General features: G+C 59.3%; 10 protein-coding genes. 4 read left to right on the forward strand and 6 right to left on the reverse strand.

What is annotated here, in order from left to right:
• The first annotated feature begins 116 nt into the window (after positions 1-116).
• The 4 genes from GRI58_RS12045 (at position 117) to GRI58_RS12060 (ending at position 6746) form a co-directional block, all read left to right on the forward strand.
• The gene (locus GRI58_RS12045; protein ID WP_202386954.1) at positions 117-1460 is read left to right on the forward strand and encodes a glycoside hydrolase family 30 protein; all 1344 of its coding nucleotides are present in this window, start codon (positions 117-119) and stop codon (positions 1458-1460) included.
• A gap of 20 nt (positions 1461-1480) precedes the next feature.
• Positions 1481-2728, forward strand: coding sequence for an MFS transporter (locus GRI58_RS12050; RefSeq protein WP_337190973.1), 1248 nt, complete (start codon positions 1481-1483; stop codon positions 2726-2728).
• Positions 2729-3438: 710 nt separating this feature from the next.
• Complete coding sequence (locus GRI58_RS12055; RefSeq protein WP_160753853.1) at positions 3439-4677, forward strand: SAM domain-containing protein; 1239 nt, start codon at positions 3439-3441, stop codon at positions 4675-4677.
• A complete protein-coding gene (locus GRI58_RS12060; protein WP_160753854.1) occupies positions 4674-6746 on the forward strand; it encodes a hypothetical protein in 2073 nt (690 codons plus the stop codon). The genes GRI58_RS12055 and GRI58_RS12060 overlap by 4 nt, the downstream gene beginning before the upstream one ends.
• Positions 6747-7065: 319 nt before the next feature.
• Here the strand turns inward: GRI58_RS12060 and GRI58_RS12065 are convergent, their stop codons facing one another.
• From GRI58_RS12065 to GRI58_RS12090, 6 genes are all read right to left on the reverse strand, one after another.
• The gene (locus GRI58_RS12065; protein WP_160753855.1) at positions 7066-7698 is read right to left on the reverse strand and encodes a tyrosine-type recombinase/integrase; all 633 of its coding nucleotides are present in this window, start codon (positions 7696-7698) and stop codon (positions 7066-7068) included.
• Positions 7699-8483: 785 nt separating this feature from the next.
• Positions 8484-9194, reverse strand: a complete 711-nt coding sequence (locus GRI58_RS12070; protein ID WP_160753856.1) for a response regulator — start codon at positions 9192-9194, stop codon at positions 8484-8486.
• An 89-nt stretch (positions 9195-9283) separates the two neighbouring features.
• A complete protein-coding gene (locus GRI58_RS12075; protein WP_160753857.1) occupies positions 9284-10318 on the reverse strand; it encodes a M14 family metallopeptidase in 1035 nt (344 codons plus the stop codon).
• Positions 10319-10516: 198 nt separating this feature from the next.
• Positions 10517-13639 (reverse strand): TonB-dependent receptor domain-containing protein, encoded by a 3123-nt coding sequence (locus GRI58_RS12080; protein ID WP_160753858.1) that lies wholly within the window; start codon positions 13637-13639, stop codon positions 10517-10519.
• A gap of 30 nt (positions 13640-13669) precedes the next feature.
• A complete protein-coding gene (locus GRI58_RS12085) occupies positions 13670-14614 on the reverse strand; it encodes an alpha/beta hydrolase (protein ID WP_160753859.1) in 945 nt (314 codons plus the stop codon).
• On the reverse strand, positions 14611-15996 hold the full coding sequence (locus GRI58_RS12090; RefSeq protein WP_160753860.1) for a dicarboxylate/amino acid:cation symporter: 1386 nt from the start codon (positions 15994-15996) through the stop codon (positions 14611-14613). The genes GRI58_RS12085 and GRI58_RS12090 overlap by 4 nt, the downstream gene beginning before the upstream one ends.
• Positions 15997-16062 lie beyond the last annotated feature (66 nt).

A 16062-nucleotide genomic window follows, 5' to 3' on the forward strand; every position in this document is an offset into this window, starting at 1 on the left:
TCGTCGCACGCCAACTTTGCAAAGTGATCGCCGGATGTTGTTCGATGCTGGTTGCGGCCTGCGCCGCCACCAGCATTCAACCAAACTCATCCGGTGTATGGTCCCATAAGGTCGCCATGTGGAGCACCAGCGCTGATGGGGCTCGTCGCCTCGCCAGGGGTGCCGATAGCACACTCGAACGCTCGGGTGCTTCGGCTGAACCGGCACAAACTCTACTGGTCGTAGATCCCAGTAAGAGCTTCCAGAGCATGGTCGGCTTCGGAGCGGCAATGACCGATGCGTCGGCCATCCTCTTCGAACAGACATTGTCGAGGCCTGCACGGGACCAATTGTTCAGCGAACTTTTCGGTCGCAAGGACGGAGGGATCGGGTTGTCGTTCCTGCGCGTGCCGATCGGTGCTTCCGATTTCTCGACCAGTCATTACAGCCTGGATGATGTGCCTACCGGTGAACGTGACCCCGCTCTGACACATTTTTCCATGGCTATCCCGGATCAAGCGCAGGTCCCTGCCCTACGTGCGGTACGACGAATAAATCCCGAAGTTACTTTGGTCGCCAGCCCTTGGTCGGCTCCGGCCTGGATGAAGACGAGCGACAGCCTCGTCACCGGTCACCTGCGCCCAGATGCATATGGGCCCTATGCTCACTATCTTTCGAACTATCTTGACGCGATGGCCGAACGCGGCGTGCCGATTGCCTATCTCACTATTCAGAATGAGCCGCATTTCGAGCCCAAGGATTATCCGGGCATGTGGATGAACGCAAAGGATCGCGCAGCTTTCGACGGCAAATTTCTCGGGCCCCTGCTGGCCAAGCGCGGACAATCGACGCGCTTGCTCGACTGGGACCACAACTGGGACCATCCCGAAGAACCTCTTGCGGTGCTCGCCGACGCTTCTGCTCGCAAATATGTCAGCGGTATTGCCTGGCATTGCTACGCGGGCAATGTTTCTGCCATGGAGCCGGTCAAGCGCGCCTATCCCAAAAAGGATGCGTTCATTACCGAGTGTTCTGGCGGGACCTGGGCACCGGATTGGGCCTCCACCCTGGGGTGGATGACCGACAAGCTGATCATTGCCGCGACACGCTATGGTTCAAGGGGAACCATTTTGTGGAATCTCGCGCTCGACGAGAACAATGGACCACATGACGGAGGTTGCGGGACCTGCCGTGGAGTGGTGACGATTAACCGCAAATCCGGCGCCATTACCCGCAACCTGGAATATTACGTTCTCGGGCAGGCAAGTCGCTTTGTCGACGTGGGGGCAAAGCGGATCGAAAGCACTGAAGCCAAAGACCTTGTTGATGTCGCTTTCCGCAATCGTGATGGCTCCATAGTTTTGATAGTGCACAATCAGGCGAAGAAGCCTCAGTCTTTCACCGTCAGTATCGGGCCGCGCTACTTCAGCACTAAACTGCCAGCAGGTGAGATCGCGACTTATGTCTGGGGAGGGCGTTAGGTCGGTACATGATTAGCCGAGTGCGCGAGTTGGGGATTTCCGGCGCATTTGTCTCGGTGACAGTGCTGTTTTTTGCTTGGGGTTTTATCTCATCAAACAACGATCCACTGATCGTCGCTCTTCGAGCGATATTCGGTTTGAACTATACTGAAGCGTTGAGCACCCAGCTTGTTTTCTTCTTGGCGAGCGGCCTAATTTCCCTGCCAGCGGCATCGCTGGGCAACAGGTTTGGGCAGGTCCCATCGATCATTGTATCCTTGGCCGGGATTGCAATCGGTTGTCTCCTGGTTCGCATGGCGGCAAGCCTTGCAAGCTATGAACTGATCCTCTGCGCTTTGTTCGTCATGGCTGCTGGAATCACTTCGCTTCAGGTAGCCGCTAATCCGCTCGCAGCCGCAATGGGGCCAAATGAAAGCAGTCATTTTCGTCTCAACTTCGCGCAGTCTTTCAACTCGTTAGGGGTGGTCATCGGCGTTCATTTCGGCACTATGGCTATGCTGGGGGGACAAATATATTTGGTGAACCGCGGTCGGCTGGACAATTTGGTAGAGCGCCGCATTGCTCTTGCATCAATAGAGACTGCATATGGTGTGATGGCCTTGGCGATCGCTGCTCTGGCTCTCTTCATATGGCTACAGCGCAAGCGAATTAGCCAGATTGCTGTCGCCGCACGACCTGAGCCGAAGGCATCGGTGCTCGATGCACTCAAATCGAAATGGGCATTGTTTGGAGCACTTGCGATAGGACTCTACGTCGGCGCAGAAGTTGCGATTGGCAGCATAATGATTGTCTTCCTGCATCGCTCAGACACTCTCGGGATGACATTTGAAGATGGTGGCCGCTATTTGGCCAATATCTACTGGGGCGGCGCCCTGGTGGGACGGTTGATCGGCACCATCCTGCTGACGAAGATACCTGCCACTCGGCTACTGGGGCTTTGTGCGGCGATTTCAGCTGCTCTTTGTGCAATTGTATGCCTGCTTACAGGTCCGATGACTGGCTATGCCGCTCTCGCAATCGGTCTGTTTAATTCGATCATGTTCCCGACCATCTTCTCGCTAACACTTGAGCGTTCCGGCGCGTCGAATTCTTCAACGTCAGGACTGTTGTGCCTTGCGATTATAGGAGGTGCCGTCGTTCCGCTTGTCGTGGGTTTGATCGCAGATTCTACCAGCCTTTCCAGCGCATTCATCGTGCCTGCAGGTGCATATTTGGCAGTTGGCCTATTCGCATGGAGGGCGGCGCATATAAAGATTCAAGAAAGTTAAACATATCGACTAATCTTGGGCCGTCTCATGCTTATCCGTTTTCATCATCCAATGTGGGATAAGCGATCATTCCTGCGATCCAGATTGAATTTCAGCAGACGCTGAATTAGATGACGTTCACGACGCCTCGCCACAGCGCTGAAACCGGACACTTATTCACATGGCGAATTGCGGCAGATCCTGGGTCGTATTCTGACAGGCAGGAATTAGGGTGAAATAGCGCCATAGCTGCCCTCCAAAAGCATTAAGGTTCACAACGGTCTCGAATGTCCGCTTCGGAAGTTTTCCAAACCCAAAGCAGAATTTCCGGAAACGACCCAATTCCAGACATTGAGCAAGAATCAGTCCGAATTCCGCTTTGCGCCCCAATGTCGGTAGTTGGAGACAGGATACCGTTCTCCCAAAAGCAGACATACGCTCAACGCCAGATCGACGACTGAGTTTGGGACAAAGCGGTCGCTCCCGAATGAAACGAGAAACGTCAGCTTGTGCCAAAACCCGACCTCTTTAAGATGCAACGCTGCCGAGAACTACGCAATCGGGCAAAACTCACTCAAGTGCTGTTCAAGCCGGACGCTTTGACAGCTCCCCGCGAGATCATATTGTCGAGCCTACCGTGCGCGAAGTACAAACGCGCGAGCGGGGTGCAGAAGACGAGACGTGGCCGGATCGCTACCGAACCAAGTCGCGTGATCGGGAGCGATAGAGATATGCCGGAGATGGGCGACCTCTTGCGGGAGGGCAGTGTCACAGATCCTTTTTTCGAGGTGCTGTACGACGGCGACTGGAATGCCTGCATCGGAAAGCAGGGCGACGAGATCAACTACGTCGAAGGCTATCTCCAGGCGGCGCAACTGCTAGTCGATACGCTGTTGGAAAAGGAAATGTTCGGCAGCCGCGACACGCTTGCCATGCCAATCCTCTTCAATGCCCGACACGGCCTGGAACTGGCCCTGAAATATGTCCTTCGCGAGTTTAGCGCGCTCGGCATGGCGCGCACGCGGGAGGGCCCGGTGGACCATGATCTCCATGCCTACTGGGTGCATCTCAGCGAGCAGCACATCGGCGACCGGGCGTGTCGCGAGCAGCTGGCGGAGCTCAAGCCGTTCGTCGAGAGCTTCATGAAGCAAGATATCGACGGACAGGAGCTGCGATATTTCGAAAATCGCGACGGCAAACAAAGCCTCGGCGAGCAGGCTGTTGTCAACCTCCCGCTCATTCAGGCCGCGGTGCGGGAGCTACTGTACATTCTGGAGCGGCTAATGGAGCGCGTGGCCTGCCTTGCCCAAGAGCATATCTCCGGCACGAGGACTGCGGAATGCTCTCGATCGGACCTCATCGCGATCGCTCGGATCGTCGGCCCAAAACAAAGCTGGACCGAAGATGCCTTCTTGGATCGCAAGGCCGATGCTATGGCTCAATTCGGGCTTTCCAGCAAAGGCTTCTCGAAGGCGCTCGATGCCGTCAAGGCGTCGCGCGAGCTGAAGAACATAATCGAGGTCGAGAGTGATCTGCTGCATCTGTCAGAAGCGAAGATCGTAGAAATCGTCGCGCTGTGGCTGGACGCCAATCCGCCGAAGCCTGCCAATACGCCGCCGCGCGTGGTCAACGCCTCCAGTATAAGCTTCGACGACGTCATGCGCTACGGCGACAAAATGAGCGCGCTGAACAGAGCCGTGATGAAGCAGCTGACTGTCGAAGAATTCGCGGACCTGCAGGCGATCTACTATGTGGGCCGCGACCGGCGGTTCGGGGAAGAATATCCTCGTTTGCTCGAGACAACGCTGGCGGCGCACCGTCTCGCGAAGGAGCGCTACGCACTCTTCCATCACATCCTGTCGAAGAAGAACTTTATCGACGGTCTGGCTGCCGGATTGCGGCGCGTCGGTCAGCCCGCGCTCGGCGACAAGGTTGCACAGATGCGCGATGCGCTGCGCCCTGCGGAGTGAAGGTACGTTCGATGGAGCTGCGAGAGAAGATCGTCCGCGAGGCGTTTGCCAAGAAGGACGTCAAACCACTGCTGTCGCATCTCAGAGCTATCTCACTGGGATCCGACGAAATCGACACGCTGGCGTCGCTGCTGAAGCGCGGCTGCCTACCACTCTTTGAATATCCGAATGCGAAGGCCGAGGCGGCACGCGAGGATGCCATCGCTCAGATCGTCGCGATCATCGAGGCCAGGGCGCCGATCGGCGCCGCCGACGACATCAAAGCCGTCCTCGCGCTCTTCAAGCTCATCGAGTCCGGCTACCGCGCCATCCTGGAGGATCTTGCGGGACTGCCGTCGGCGAGCCTCACGCCCGAGTGCCGTATCTCGGCGCTTTTCGACCTTTGCGCCCAACGCCGCGATGGCGTCCGTACGGCATCCATGGATGCGATCACCGTCGACGGGATGATCGACCCGATCGGGCTCGGTGTCGCCGATGGGCATGGCAATGTCGTATCGCCCGACGTCCCGATCGACGTCGATGTGGTGACATTGACGATGGCGCTCAAGATGGAGGCGTTTCAGCAAGGATGGTTCAACGCGTCCGATCAGCTTGTTCTGCCGAAACGCGTCGAAACCACGACCGACGAGCGCGAGGCCGTGCGACCTCTACTGATAGCGGCCCAAGCCTGGCGGCACTGGACATGGATCCAGGAAGAGACCCGATATTTTGACGGAACCTTGACGGATGTTCCGCCTTCGGAATTTCCGCAGGAGTATCACGACGCGGGCGTAACCCGATTTCTGCGCCATGTGCCGGGAAGCGCAGGATGGCATGTGATCGACCTCGCCGCGAACGAGCGGCTCCACCTGCGGATCAAGCAAGAGGCAGCGCAGATGGCGTTCGGTTCGAACGCCGCCAAGCTGGTCAAGGGCGTCTCGGACAAGACCCCGCTCCTCCCGGATGCGTTCGTCAGCATTGAGGAACTGCAGTCGGCGCATACTCTTGACCATGCGCTGAGCACCAGCGTCGCCACCGACACGACACAATATCGCGGGCTCCGGTTGGTCGAGTGGCTCCGTGGCTATGCCACGCTTCAGGAACTGGTTGCGGCACCGTATGAGGCGGGCGACCATCGCCCCGAACTGCTGCTCGTCGAGTTCGAGCGAGTGGACCTGATCAAGCGTCTGCAGCGCGTCGGGCTCGCCGGCGCGAAGGCCAACAGCTTCATTAACTTGGTCTCTTTTGACAAGGGAACGCGCGATCTCTTTGATACACCCATCTTATGCTGTGGGTCGACGACAATGCTCCTTTACGGCCCCGCGCTCGTCGGGGGAATACCGGCGCAGACCACGCTCTCGCGCCTCGCCTGCCTGAAACAATCGCTGGAAGCCCGCGGCAAGGCTTTCGAAAAGGCGATGCTCGCCTTCATGGAAGGGGAAGGGCTCGATGCGCGCACCATCACCGTCCGGCGCGGCCGGGAAGAGTATGACTATGATTTGCTGGTCCGCTGGGACGAGCGCATCTTCCTCTTCGAGTGCAAGAGCCGATCCCTGTCGGGCAACAATCTGGTCGCGTCTTATTATGACGCGCTGGAGCTGGACAGCCAGGTCGGGCAGGTCACTCGACTGGTCGACGGCCTGAAGCTGCACCCGGACATTCTCGATGGTCTGTTCGGCCCAGGGGCCAGCGAACTCGAGCTGATCCCGTCCGTGCTGAACGTGCTGCCGATGAGCGTTCCGCACCCGATCGACGGCGTCTATTTTACCGACGCCTCCGCGCTCACGCGCCTGTTCCATAGCCCAGCGCTGATGATGAACACCGTCCGAAGCGAGAGTAATCCGTTCTTCGCGAGTGTCCCAACGCGGCGGCTCTGGGCGGGCGACACCATCTGTGCAGACGATCTGGTGCACCAGCTGCAGTCGCCAGTTCAGCTCAACCTCATGTTGCGTCAGATCGGAACGACGCAGAGCATGGGGTGGCTCAAGCCCGGGTGTCTGGCGGCCACGACCCGTATCCTGCACCAGGTCGTCCCGACTAGTACGTTGACTGCGATGCTCGGCGAAGCAGGGGATGCCCGTCGACCGTGAGCATGCTGAAATGAGCTGGTTTCAGGATGCGTTTGCGCTCGATCATTTGGGCTGGACTGACGAAGCGATCGCCGCCTATCGCAAGGCGCTTGGTCGGTGAAGTGGGTGCGCTGCCGTTCGTTCGTGGCTGCGGTGAGATCGAACGCCAGATCGTTTTTGACAACCTGAACCACCCAGGTGCCAGTCAGCAACCGACCACTTCCGGCCGATGAGAAAATGATTCGCGATGTCCGCTTTCCCCAACAAATCGGTCATTCGGCGCACCTTAGTGCTAGCCCGAAAGCGGTCGACCGAAGTGGCCGGTCGACCGCGTGATGAATTAGATTTCGGTGCGCTCCGCCAGCAGCAGGGCATCTTCAACGTCGACCCCTAGATAGCGAACAGTATTCTCGATCTTGGTGTGACCCAGCAAAATCTGGATCGCACGAATGTTGCCTGTCGCCCGGTAAATCATGGCGGCTTTCGTCCGGCGGAGCGAGTGCGTGCCGTACTCGGATTTGCGCAGGCCTATCGCTGTGACCCACTCATCTACCAGACGTGCGTACTGGCGCGTGCTCATGTGACCGGCATGATCGATCCTGCTTGGAAATAGATAGTCGGTGATCGACCCGCACCGACGCTCCAGCCACGAAAGCAGCGTTGCACGAACATCTGCGGTCAATTCAAACTGGACCGGGCGACTTGTCTTCTGCTGGATCACGATCGCTCGGGTGCGGACGTCTGCCCCGGCTACGACGTCGCCGATCTTGATCTTGACCAGGTCACAGCCGCGCAGCTTGCTGTCGATCGCGAGATCGAAAAGCGCCTTGTCTCGCAGCCAACCCTTTCGATCGAGATGAAAGCCTATTGCCCAGCTATGCTTCTGCGTCAGTGGTCGCTTTGTGCCAACGGTCTTGCCGGCATTCCATGCCGCGCGCGCCTGTATGGCGGGGTCAAATCTTGAGTAGCCCATTGTCGTTCTCCTCGGCCTTGATTGGCCATGATGAGAACGGTCGCAACTTGGCGGCTAGTGGGCCGGAAGCGGACCGGCAGGATTCAGCAACAAATCGCGGAAAGCAGTCGCTCAAAGGGTCCGAAGGGATGACGCTGCCAACTTAATGCCGAAAAGGCGGACGTCTGCGAAGTCGCGCGATAACGGCGTGACTAATTGTGACCCGTCATCGCGCCGATCCAGTAGCCTTGAGAGAACGACTACCCTTGGCCGATCCGACAGTCTTCGCACGGCGACTGCCGGCTCCACACACCACAACCGGCGGCCAGTCGAACGGACATTCCGACCGGTCGAATTGCGCTTCAAGTTCACATTGCGTGATGGAATGATCGGAACAGTAATTCAGTGCAAAATGATGTTTCCAAGCTGAATCGTCCCGGTAGCCGAACATGTCTTAGAAAATCCCCGGCGTCTCCGAACAAGTTTCCCTTTCGGACGTGCCCAACTTCACCTCGATGAGCACGCCAAAGGAACCGATCCCGATATCCCCCTTTAAAGGTTTGATCACCTGCGACACCTCGACCTGCTAGCGCGCGCTTGGGTGGACCAGCCTGATCAATTCAAAGAGCGCCTTCTCGGCATGCTTCTCCGACGTAGGAACGATGCCGGCACGAGCTAGGATCGTTGGAGCCAACCGGAGGATGCCGCCCATCTGAGCCACAGCATCGATGCCCGTCGACGCTGCAAACGGCCCGAGACTGGCCTCGACGTCCACAAGTGTACGGACCAAAAGTTAAGGGGCTCGCTCACCTGCGATCGGGATCCCACTCGGCGTGCTCCATGCCCCCGAGGCCACTCTCGATCACGCGAAACAGGGCGAGATATTGTTCTAGAAATACCGGCAAATCAAGTTGCTCATGAAGCAGTACCAAGAGACGATGCGCGCGTGGAAGCATGCGCGCCAGGGCCTCTTTCTCGGCAGCTACTTCCTCCTTGACCAAGGGATGGCCGCCCTCCTCGGAAACCCGCCAGCCCGCAGTAACTATTGCGCGGAGTTGACGGCGACATCTGTCGAGCTGTTCGCGGACGGCGTCCCACGCCTGCGGTCGCACGTCGCGGCGGATGTGACGATAGCGAGTCATCGCCCTGAAGTAGACGGATATGCGACGCAACACCGCTTCCATGCGCGCGTGCAGTTCTTCCACATCGAACGACTTGGCCAGATAGTCTTCCGCGCCGGTCCGCAGCGCCATGATGAGCATGTCGACATCGGTGCGTGCGATCAGGACGATGACCGGGTTCATGGTGGAGCACGCCCGCCATGTCCGTAGCGATGTCAGACCGACCTCGTCCGGCAGCCCAAGGTCCAGCACCACCATCGCATAATCCGATTGGCCCAGTATCAGCCCGGCATTCTGGGCACAGCCCACAATGTCGCACGACAGCCCGAAATCTCGCAGCGCCAAGCTCAACGCCTGCGCCAGTTCTGGCAAATCGTCGACGAGCAGAATGCGCATGGGTGGACCTGCAAATACAACGATATGACAGGCGCCCTATGTCACGCCGATTGCTTGCGTTTGAATGAACGGCTCTGATTGCGAACGGGTCAGTCGGTCGTATTGCATCGCGATGCTGTATCACCGGGCAGCCCGACGAGGGCTGGAATGAAGCGTCTTGCAAGGAGTGATGCGGATCGCGCTATGGCTGTCCGGTCGGTTTCGTCGCCGACTTCATAGGTATAGGCGGGGATGCCATAGCGTTGATGAAACCAGTTCTTCGATGTTCCCGAACCGGGATTCGCATTGCGACGTTCGATCGTGAAATCATAGCCGGGTATCGGCCCTGCTCGGCCGAGCCATGACGAGAGAAAGGCTTCTTGCGCTGCATCGGTTTCAGCCTTGCCCTGTACGTAGAACAGGTTGCGCCCGGTAGAATGGAAATCCACCATCGCGATGGGACAGACGTCCACCGACAAATCATTCAGCCAGTTGCGCACCGCTTGGGTTTCAGGCTGGGTGAAGTGGCCCCAGTCGCGATTGAGGTCCTGCCCGCCGCGATTGGCGCGCCAATGCCCATGATACACACCGTCGGGATTGAGCATGGGGACGATAAGAAAGCGATAGCGATCAAGGTCGACTTCTCCTACTGCAATCTGCGCGGCCAGTTCGTGCAAGAAGGCTTCCATCGCCAATGCCCCGGTTACTTCGGGGGGATGCTGGCGCCCGATCAGGACGACGAGATAGGGGGCTTTCGCGCTGCCTAAAAGGAGCGCCTTGAGCGGGCGCCCGTCAAGCGACCTGCCCAGCGTCAGGCGCGTGCTACCCTGCAATTTCGCCAGCCGATCGAGCAATCTGTCGTAACGCGCCTGTCCGAAAATCTCCTGTCCGCTGACGATGCCACCACCTGCAGGCAGTGTCAGTCGGGCATGGCGCCCGGCTTCACTGACCTGCGCGCCGAGTACACTCACCGTACCGTTTTTGCTCAGCTTGGGCCGGTACCGATGTTTCGCATCGATATAGTCGAGCCTAACGGTAATGTTTTGATCCCCCACCGTGCGATAACGGAAAGCATACCACGGGCTGGGATTGATCGGCGGAGCATGTTCCGGACCGATCGCCAGAGCAAATTCGCGCTCTCCCAAGATTGCGCAACGGGATACAGCGGCTCCGTCGAAATCGAACGAGATCGAAGCAGCCGCGGTGGAACATCCAATTTGCGATTTGGTCCGCGACGCCTCGGCTCGCGCGGATACGATCGGCGGCGCGCCAGCGCACGCCGCCGTCAATGTCAGAGCCAGTCCGAGACCGGCAAGGCGCCAGGGTTTGCGCAGCTTTCCCTCCTAGAACGACTTGCGAATGCCGAACGTGAACTGCCGACCACGCGCGTTGGCAAGTGCGCTGAAAAAGCCGAAGCTCTCATCGGCAAGCGGCGGTGCCTCGTTGAAGAGATTGTTGATCCCGAACATCAGCCGCGTCCCGTCGATCGCCGTGTCGCTGCGGATCGTGTAGCTGACGGTCGCATTGAGCGTGAACCAGTTGTCCACCGGATAGAGTGCACCGGGATCGGGATTGGGATTGCCATCGAAATCGGTCGCATCCTGCGTGACGCTGTCATCCAGAACGCTGCCAACGTACCGCCCGAACAGGGAAGCGCGAACCGGGCCTGAGCGCCAGTTCATCGTTGCGGTCCAGCGCCATTTCGGGCGTCCGTTGATCCCGCGCTGTTCGCCGATATCGCTAATGACAATGCTGTCGGGCAGCGTGCCGTCCGCCACCGCATTCAGCAGTTCTTCCCCGTCCGGTCCCGGCGACTGGTAGAAACTTTCCAGCAGCGCTGCGTTGAACGACAGATCGAACCGGCCGAGACCGAACTCGGGAACTCGGTAATTGACTGCAAAATCCCAGCCTTTCACCCGGCGGCTATCGAGGTTTTTGTACGGGTCGAGCACCTGCACCACCGAACCGACCGGGGCCAGCCCGGTGCCATCGAACAGCGCAACCTGGTCGGCGTCGGGAGCATTGCGGATGACGTTGGGATTGGTCGATCCTTCAAGTCGGCGAAGCAGGTCGAGCGCCAGCGCGTTGTCGTCCCCGAAGACGCCGACGATCCCCTTCTGCTCGACCCGCCAGTAATCGGCGGTAATGGTGAGGCCGGGAATGAACGACGGCTTGAGTACGACGCCCAGATTGATGCTCTCAGTGGTTTCCGGCTTGAGCACATTGGTGCCCGTCCTCTGCGATACAGTACCCGTGCCCGTGCAGTCGTCGAAAGTGGAGATCTCTCCCTTAAGGATCTGCGCATAGCACTGGACGTAATCGTCGCGAGTGTTGACACGCGTTGTCCCGACATCATTGACCTGCACAAGATTCGGCGCACGGAAACCCTGTGACCAGGCACCACGCAGCATCAGCCCGTCCAGCATCGTCCATGATGCGGCGACGCGCGGGACGACCGTGGTTTCATCGATATCCGTGAAATGCTCCATCCGCCCGGCAAACTGGACTTCGAAACGCTTCACCAGCGGCACATGCATGTCCTCGGACACGATGGGCACGAAAGCTTCGGCGAAGGCCGAATACACGTCCCGTCGCCCGCTCGTATCGGGCGATGGGCTGGAATTCATCACGTCGCTGCCGAAGAAGTCCCCAGTGACGGAATCGGTAAAGGTGATCGTTCCGTCGAGCCGCGGATCGCGATCGTCGCTGAATGTCTCGCGCCGCCATTCGACCCCGGCCGCGAGCCCCAGATCGCCACCAGGCAGGGCAAGCAGATTCGATTTAGAGACCTTGAAATCCGCCAGAGCGAGCGTGGTCTCGCCCTTACGATAGACGTCGATCCGGATCGCATCGAGCGCCGCCTGGCTGCTGGGCGTGCAATCGCCATTGGCAGGCGCGTAGGCGCGGCTGGGATCGTAGCAGCCGCCATTGAAGGGGTTGTAGGCATCCGGCGTGCTGAGATTGATCTGGTTCTGGAAGGCTGTGTTGGAAATGCGATTCTTCGTCAGGTCGGTCTTGTTCGCCTGCTCGTATACGAAACCGGTATCGTAATCCCACCCGCCAATGTCACCGCGCAGGCCGGCGACGATGCGATAATCGTTCTTGGTCACAATGGTCTGGCGCGGTCCGGCATCGACCACGCGATAGCGTTCGAGGATCACGTCGCGCCCATCGGCGTCCACACCGTCGATCCCGCTGGTCAGGCGATTCGGGTTGGTCGAACCGTCAGGAAAATTCTCGGCGCCGAAAGGATTGTAATAGGCATCACGCGAAATGCCGATCGGCACGGCGCTCAGCAGCGCGCTAGGTTGTCCCAGGCGGCTCGACTTGGTGCGATAGAAAGAACCCTCGACATAGAATTCGGCTGCGTCGCTGAACTGGTGATTGAACAGGACCATCGCATTGTAGCGGTTCTTTTCCGAATAGAGCGAGCGCGCAGCGTCGAGGTCGTAGCGCAAGGGCACATCGACCGATGTCCCATTGTCTGCACAAATCCCATTGCCGAGATCCAGTCGGCAGCCCGAAAAGCTGTCCGGCTGGATCTGGAAATCGTCGTCTCCGATATCGGTTGCGCTGCTGGGTTTCGAACCTTGGATGTCGAACTGGCCCCACGGCGTATATGTCGATGTGTTGCGGAAATTGGTGTCGCCATAGTACGGCGTGCCTTCGAGCCTGGGATCGAATTCCCGGTCGCTGCTACGCGCATAGTCCCTGATGCTGCTCGGCGCGCCGTTTTCGTAGAAATAGCCGCCATAGACGGTCAAATTGCTGCGCCCGCCGTTGAAATCGAAGCCATAGGCTCCGCGAAGGCTGGTGTTGAACAGCCCTGTCCCATCGGAAACACGATATTTGGCATCGGCATAGCCGCCGTTGAGATTGCTCTTGAGGACCGTGTTGACCACGCCCGCAACCGCATCCGCACCGTAGATTGCCGATGCGCCATCGCGCAGCACTTCGATCCGGCGCACGCTTCCGGGAGGGATAGTGTTGGTGTCGGGCGAAACCACCGGAACCAGCAGTTCGGTCTGGAAGCCCGGATCGTTGACCATCCGGCGGCCGTTAAGCAGCAGCAAGGTGTTGCCTGTGCCGAGTTCTCGCAAATTGATCGAGGCCACATCCCCGCGCGAGCTGTTGATGCCGCCGGTGGTGTTCTGTTCATTGAAGGCGACCGCGCCCGCCTGCGGGATCGCACGAAATAGCTCATCGCCCGATGACGGGTTGATCGCATCGATATCTTGCTGGCTCACCACCGTGACCGGCAGCACATCGTCGATATGCGCGCCCTTGATCTGGGTACCGGTGACGACGATCACATTGTTGGTCGCGACATCGGATGAAGCGGCTTCCGCCTGGCTATTGTCGCTGTCAGCCGGAGTTGCCGTATCCTGCGCCTGTGCGCTTCCGGCGAATGCGAGCATGCTGCCGCTGGCGAGCAGCATGAGCTTGCCGATGCTGGTGGTTCTCATGGGTTCCCTCTCCTGTGCTTATCGATTCGGTTATTGTTTGAAGTTTCGCCTGGTGATCCAGGCATCGAATATCTCCGGCCACTGGCTCAGGATTTCATTGGGTCGGCCCAGCCCCCAGCCGTGGCCGCCCTTCTCGAAAATATGCAGCTCGGCAGGCGCACCTGCTTCATGCAGCGCCTGATACAGCGCGAGATTGTGGCCCGGCGGGGCGATTGGATCGTCGGAGGCTGAAAATAGGATCGTCGGCGGGGCACCCCTGTGTGCAAGCTTGTCGAGCGACCAGGCGTTTTCCGCTGCGCGGCTCGGGTGCGACCCGACGAGCTCGCGGCGGGTTCTGGTGGTATCGTAAGGCTTGCGCAGCACCACGACCGGGAACAGCAGTGCGGCGAAATCGGGACGCGCGCTGACCTGCTCGTAACGATCATTGCCGCTGTAGAAAGCATGGGTCGGCTGGAGCGCGGTATAGCCCGCCAAATGCCCCCCGGCCGACATTCCCATGATGCCGATCCGGTCGGGCTGGATACCGAATTCGGCGGCACGCATGCGTACGATTTTCATCGCCCTTTGCGCATCGGCAAATGGCGCACCGACGTTCCAACCATCATTGGGCAGGCGATAGATCAGTTCGAACGCGGTGTAGCCACGGTTCTGCAACCAGCGCGCGGCGGGCGCGCTTTCCTTCCACAGCTGGATACGGAAGTAGCCGCCGCCACCGCAAATTATCACAGCCTTGCCATTGGGATGGTTCGGGCGGTGAACCCTGAGGCGCGGAGTAGAGATGTTCGATACCGCGCCATAGCCTTTGCCGGGGCCACCGATCTTTTCAGGGCCGCTGGGTCCACCCTCGCCAGGCGGCTTGCCGGGCCACAGGGGAATCTCCTCCGGCGTTTGCGCCTTTAGCGGCACGGCTTGCGCAACGCCCGCAAGCGCGCCAACGGCACATCCGTTCAGCACAATGCCCCGCCGCGTAATCATTCCGCTGGCTCCCTCGCCTGTGCCAGCGCTTCCGAAAATGGGCCGCTCCGCTCGTGTCGCTCGGTGTCCTCTTCAGGCAAGGGCATGGGATAACCGGCAAGGGCGGCGGCCAGCCGTTCCTTGTCGAGAGCGTTCTCCCACCGCGCGACGACGATGGTCGCCACGGCATTGCCGACGAAATTGGTCAGAGCGCGGCACTCGCTCATGAAGCGGTCGATGCCAAGGATCAGCGCCATGCCCGCGACCGGGACCGATGGAACCACCGATAGCGTGGCAGCGAGGATCACGAACCCCGCCCCGGTGACCCCCGCCGCTCCCTTCGAGCTGATCATCGCGACCAGCACCAGGGCGAACTGTTCCCCCAGCGACAGCTCGATCCCCAGCGCCTGCGCGATGAACAGCGCGGCAAGGGTCATGTAGATATTGGTGCCGTCCAGATTGAACGAATAGCCGGTCGGCACCACCAGCCCGACCACCGTCTTGCGGCAACCGGCGATTTCGAGCTTTTCCATCAGGCTCGGCAGGGCCGCCTCGGACGAAGATGTGCCCAGGACGAGCAGCAATTCGGCGCGCAAATAGCGGATGAGCTTGAGAATGGAGAAACCGGTGAAGCGCGCTACCGCTCCAAGCACCACCAGCACAAACAGCAGGGAGGTGGCATAGAACGTGCCCACCAGCGCGGCGAGGTTGACCAGCGACCCGATGCCGAACTCGCCGATGGTGAAGGCGATCGCGCCGAAAGCGCCGATCGGCGCCAGCTTCATCAGCATGTGGACGAGCTTGAAGATAACTTCGTTGACCGAGTTGAGCAGGTCGAGCGCAAGGTCGCTTTGCGGCCGTGTGGCGGCGATCGCCACGCCTGTCAGGATCGCGACGAGCAGGACCTGCAGGATACTGCCATGGGTCAGTGCACTGAAGAAAGTGGTCGGGATGATCGCTAGCAGGAAGCCCGATACGGTTTGTTCTTCGGCCGTCGTGGCATAGCTTGAGACGGACGAAGCATCGAGGGTTGCCGGATCGATGTTGAGGCCCGATCCGGGATGTACGATGTTGGCGACAGCAAGGCCGATGATGAGCGCAAGCGTCGAAAAAAAGAGAAAATAGATGATCGCCTTGCCAGCCACTTTGCCGACCGAGGACATGTCCTTCATGCTCGCGATGCCGGTGGCCACGGTTAGGAATATCACCGGCGCTATGATCATCTTGACCAGCGCAATGAACCCATCGCCAAGCGGCTTGAGCGATGCTCCTATATGCGGGAAGAAATGACCAACCAATGCGCCCAATGCGATGGCTGCCAGCACTTGAACGTATAGCAGGCGGTAAAACGGTACGCGCCGTTCCGGCGCATTCGCCGTACCACCCAACTCCCTCGATGTCATTCCTGTCACTCCCTCGCACCGCTCTCGGTCGGCTGCCATCGAGATTATTTAGTGTATGCAAGGGAG

Source organism: Qipengyuania algicida (assembly GCF_009828025.1).
In the GTDB taxonomy this organism is placed as follows: domain Bacteria; phylum Pseudomonadota; class Alphaproteobacteria; order Sphingomonadales; family Sphingomonadaceae; genus Qipengyuania; species Qipengyuania algicida.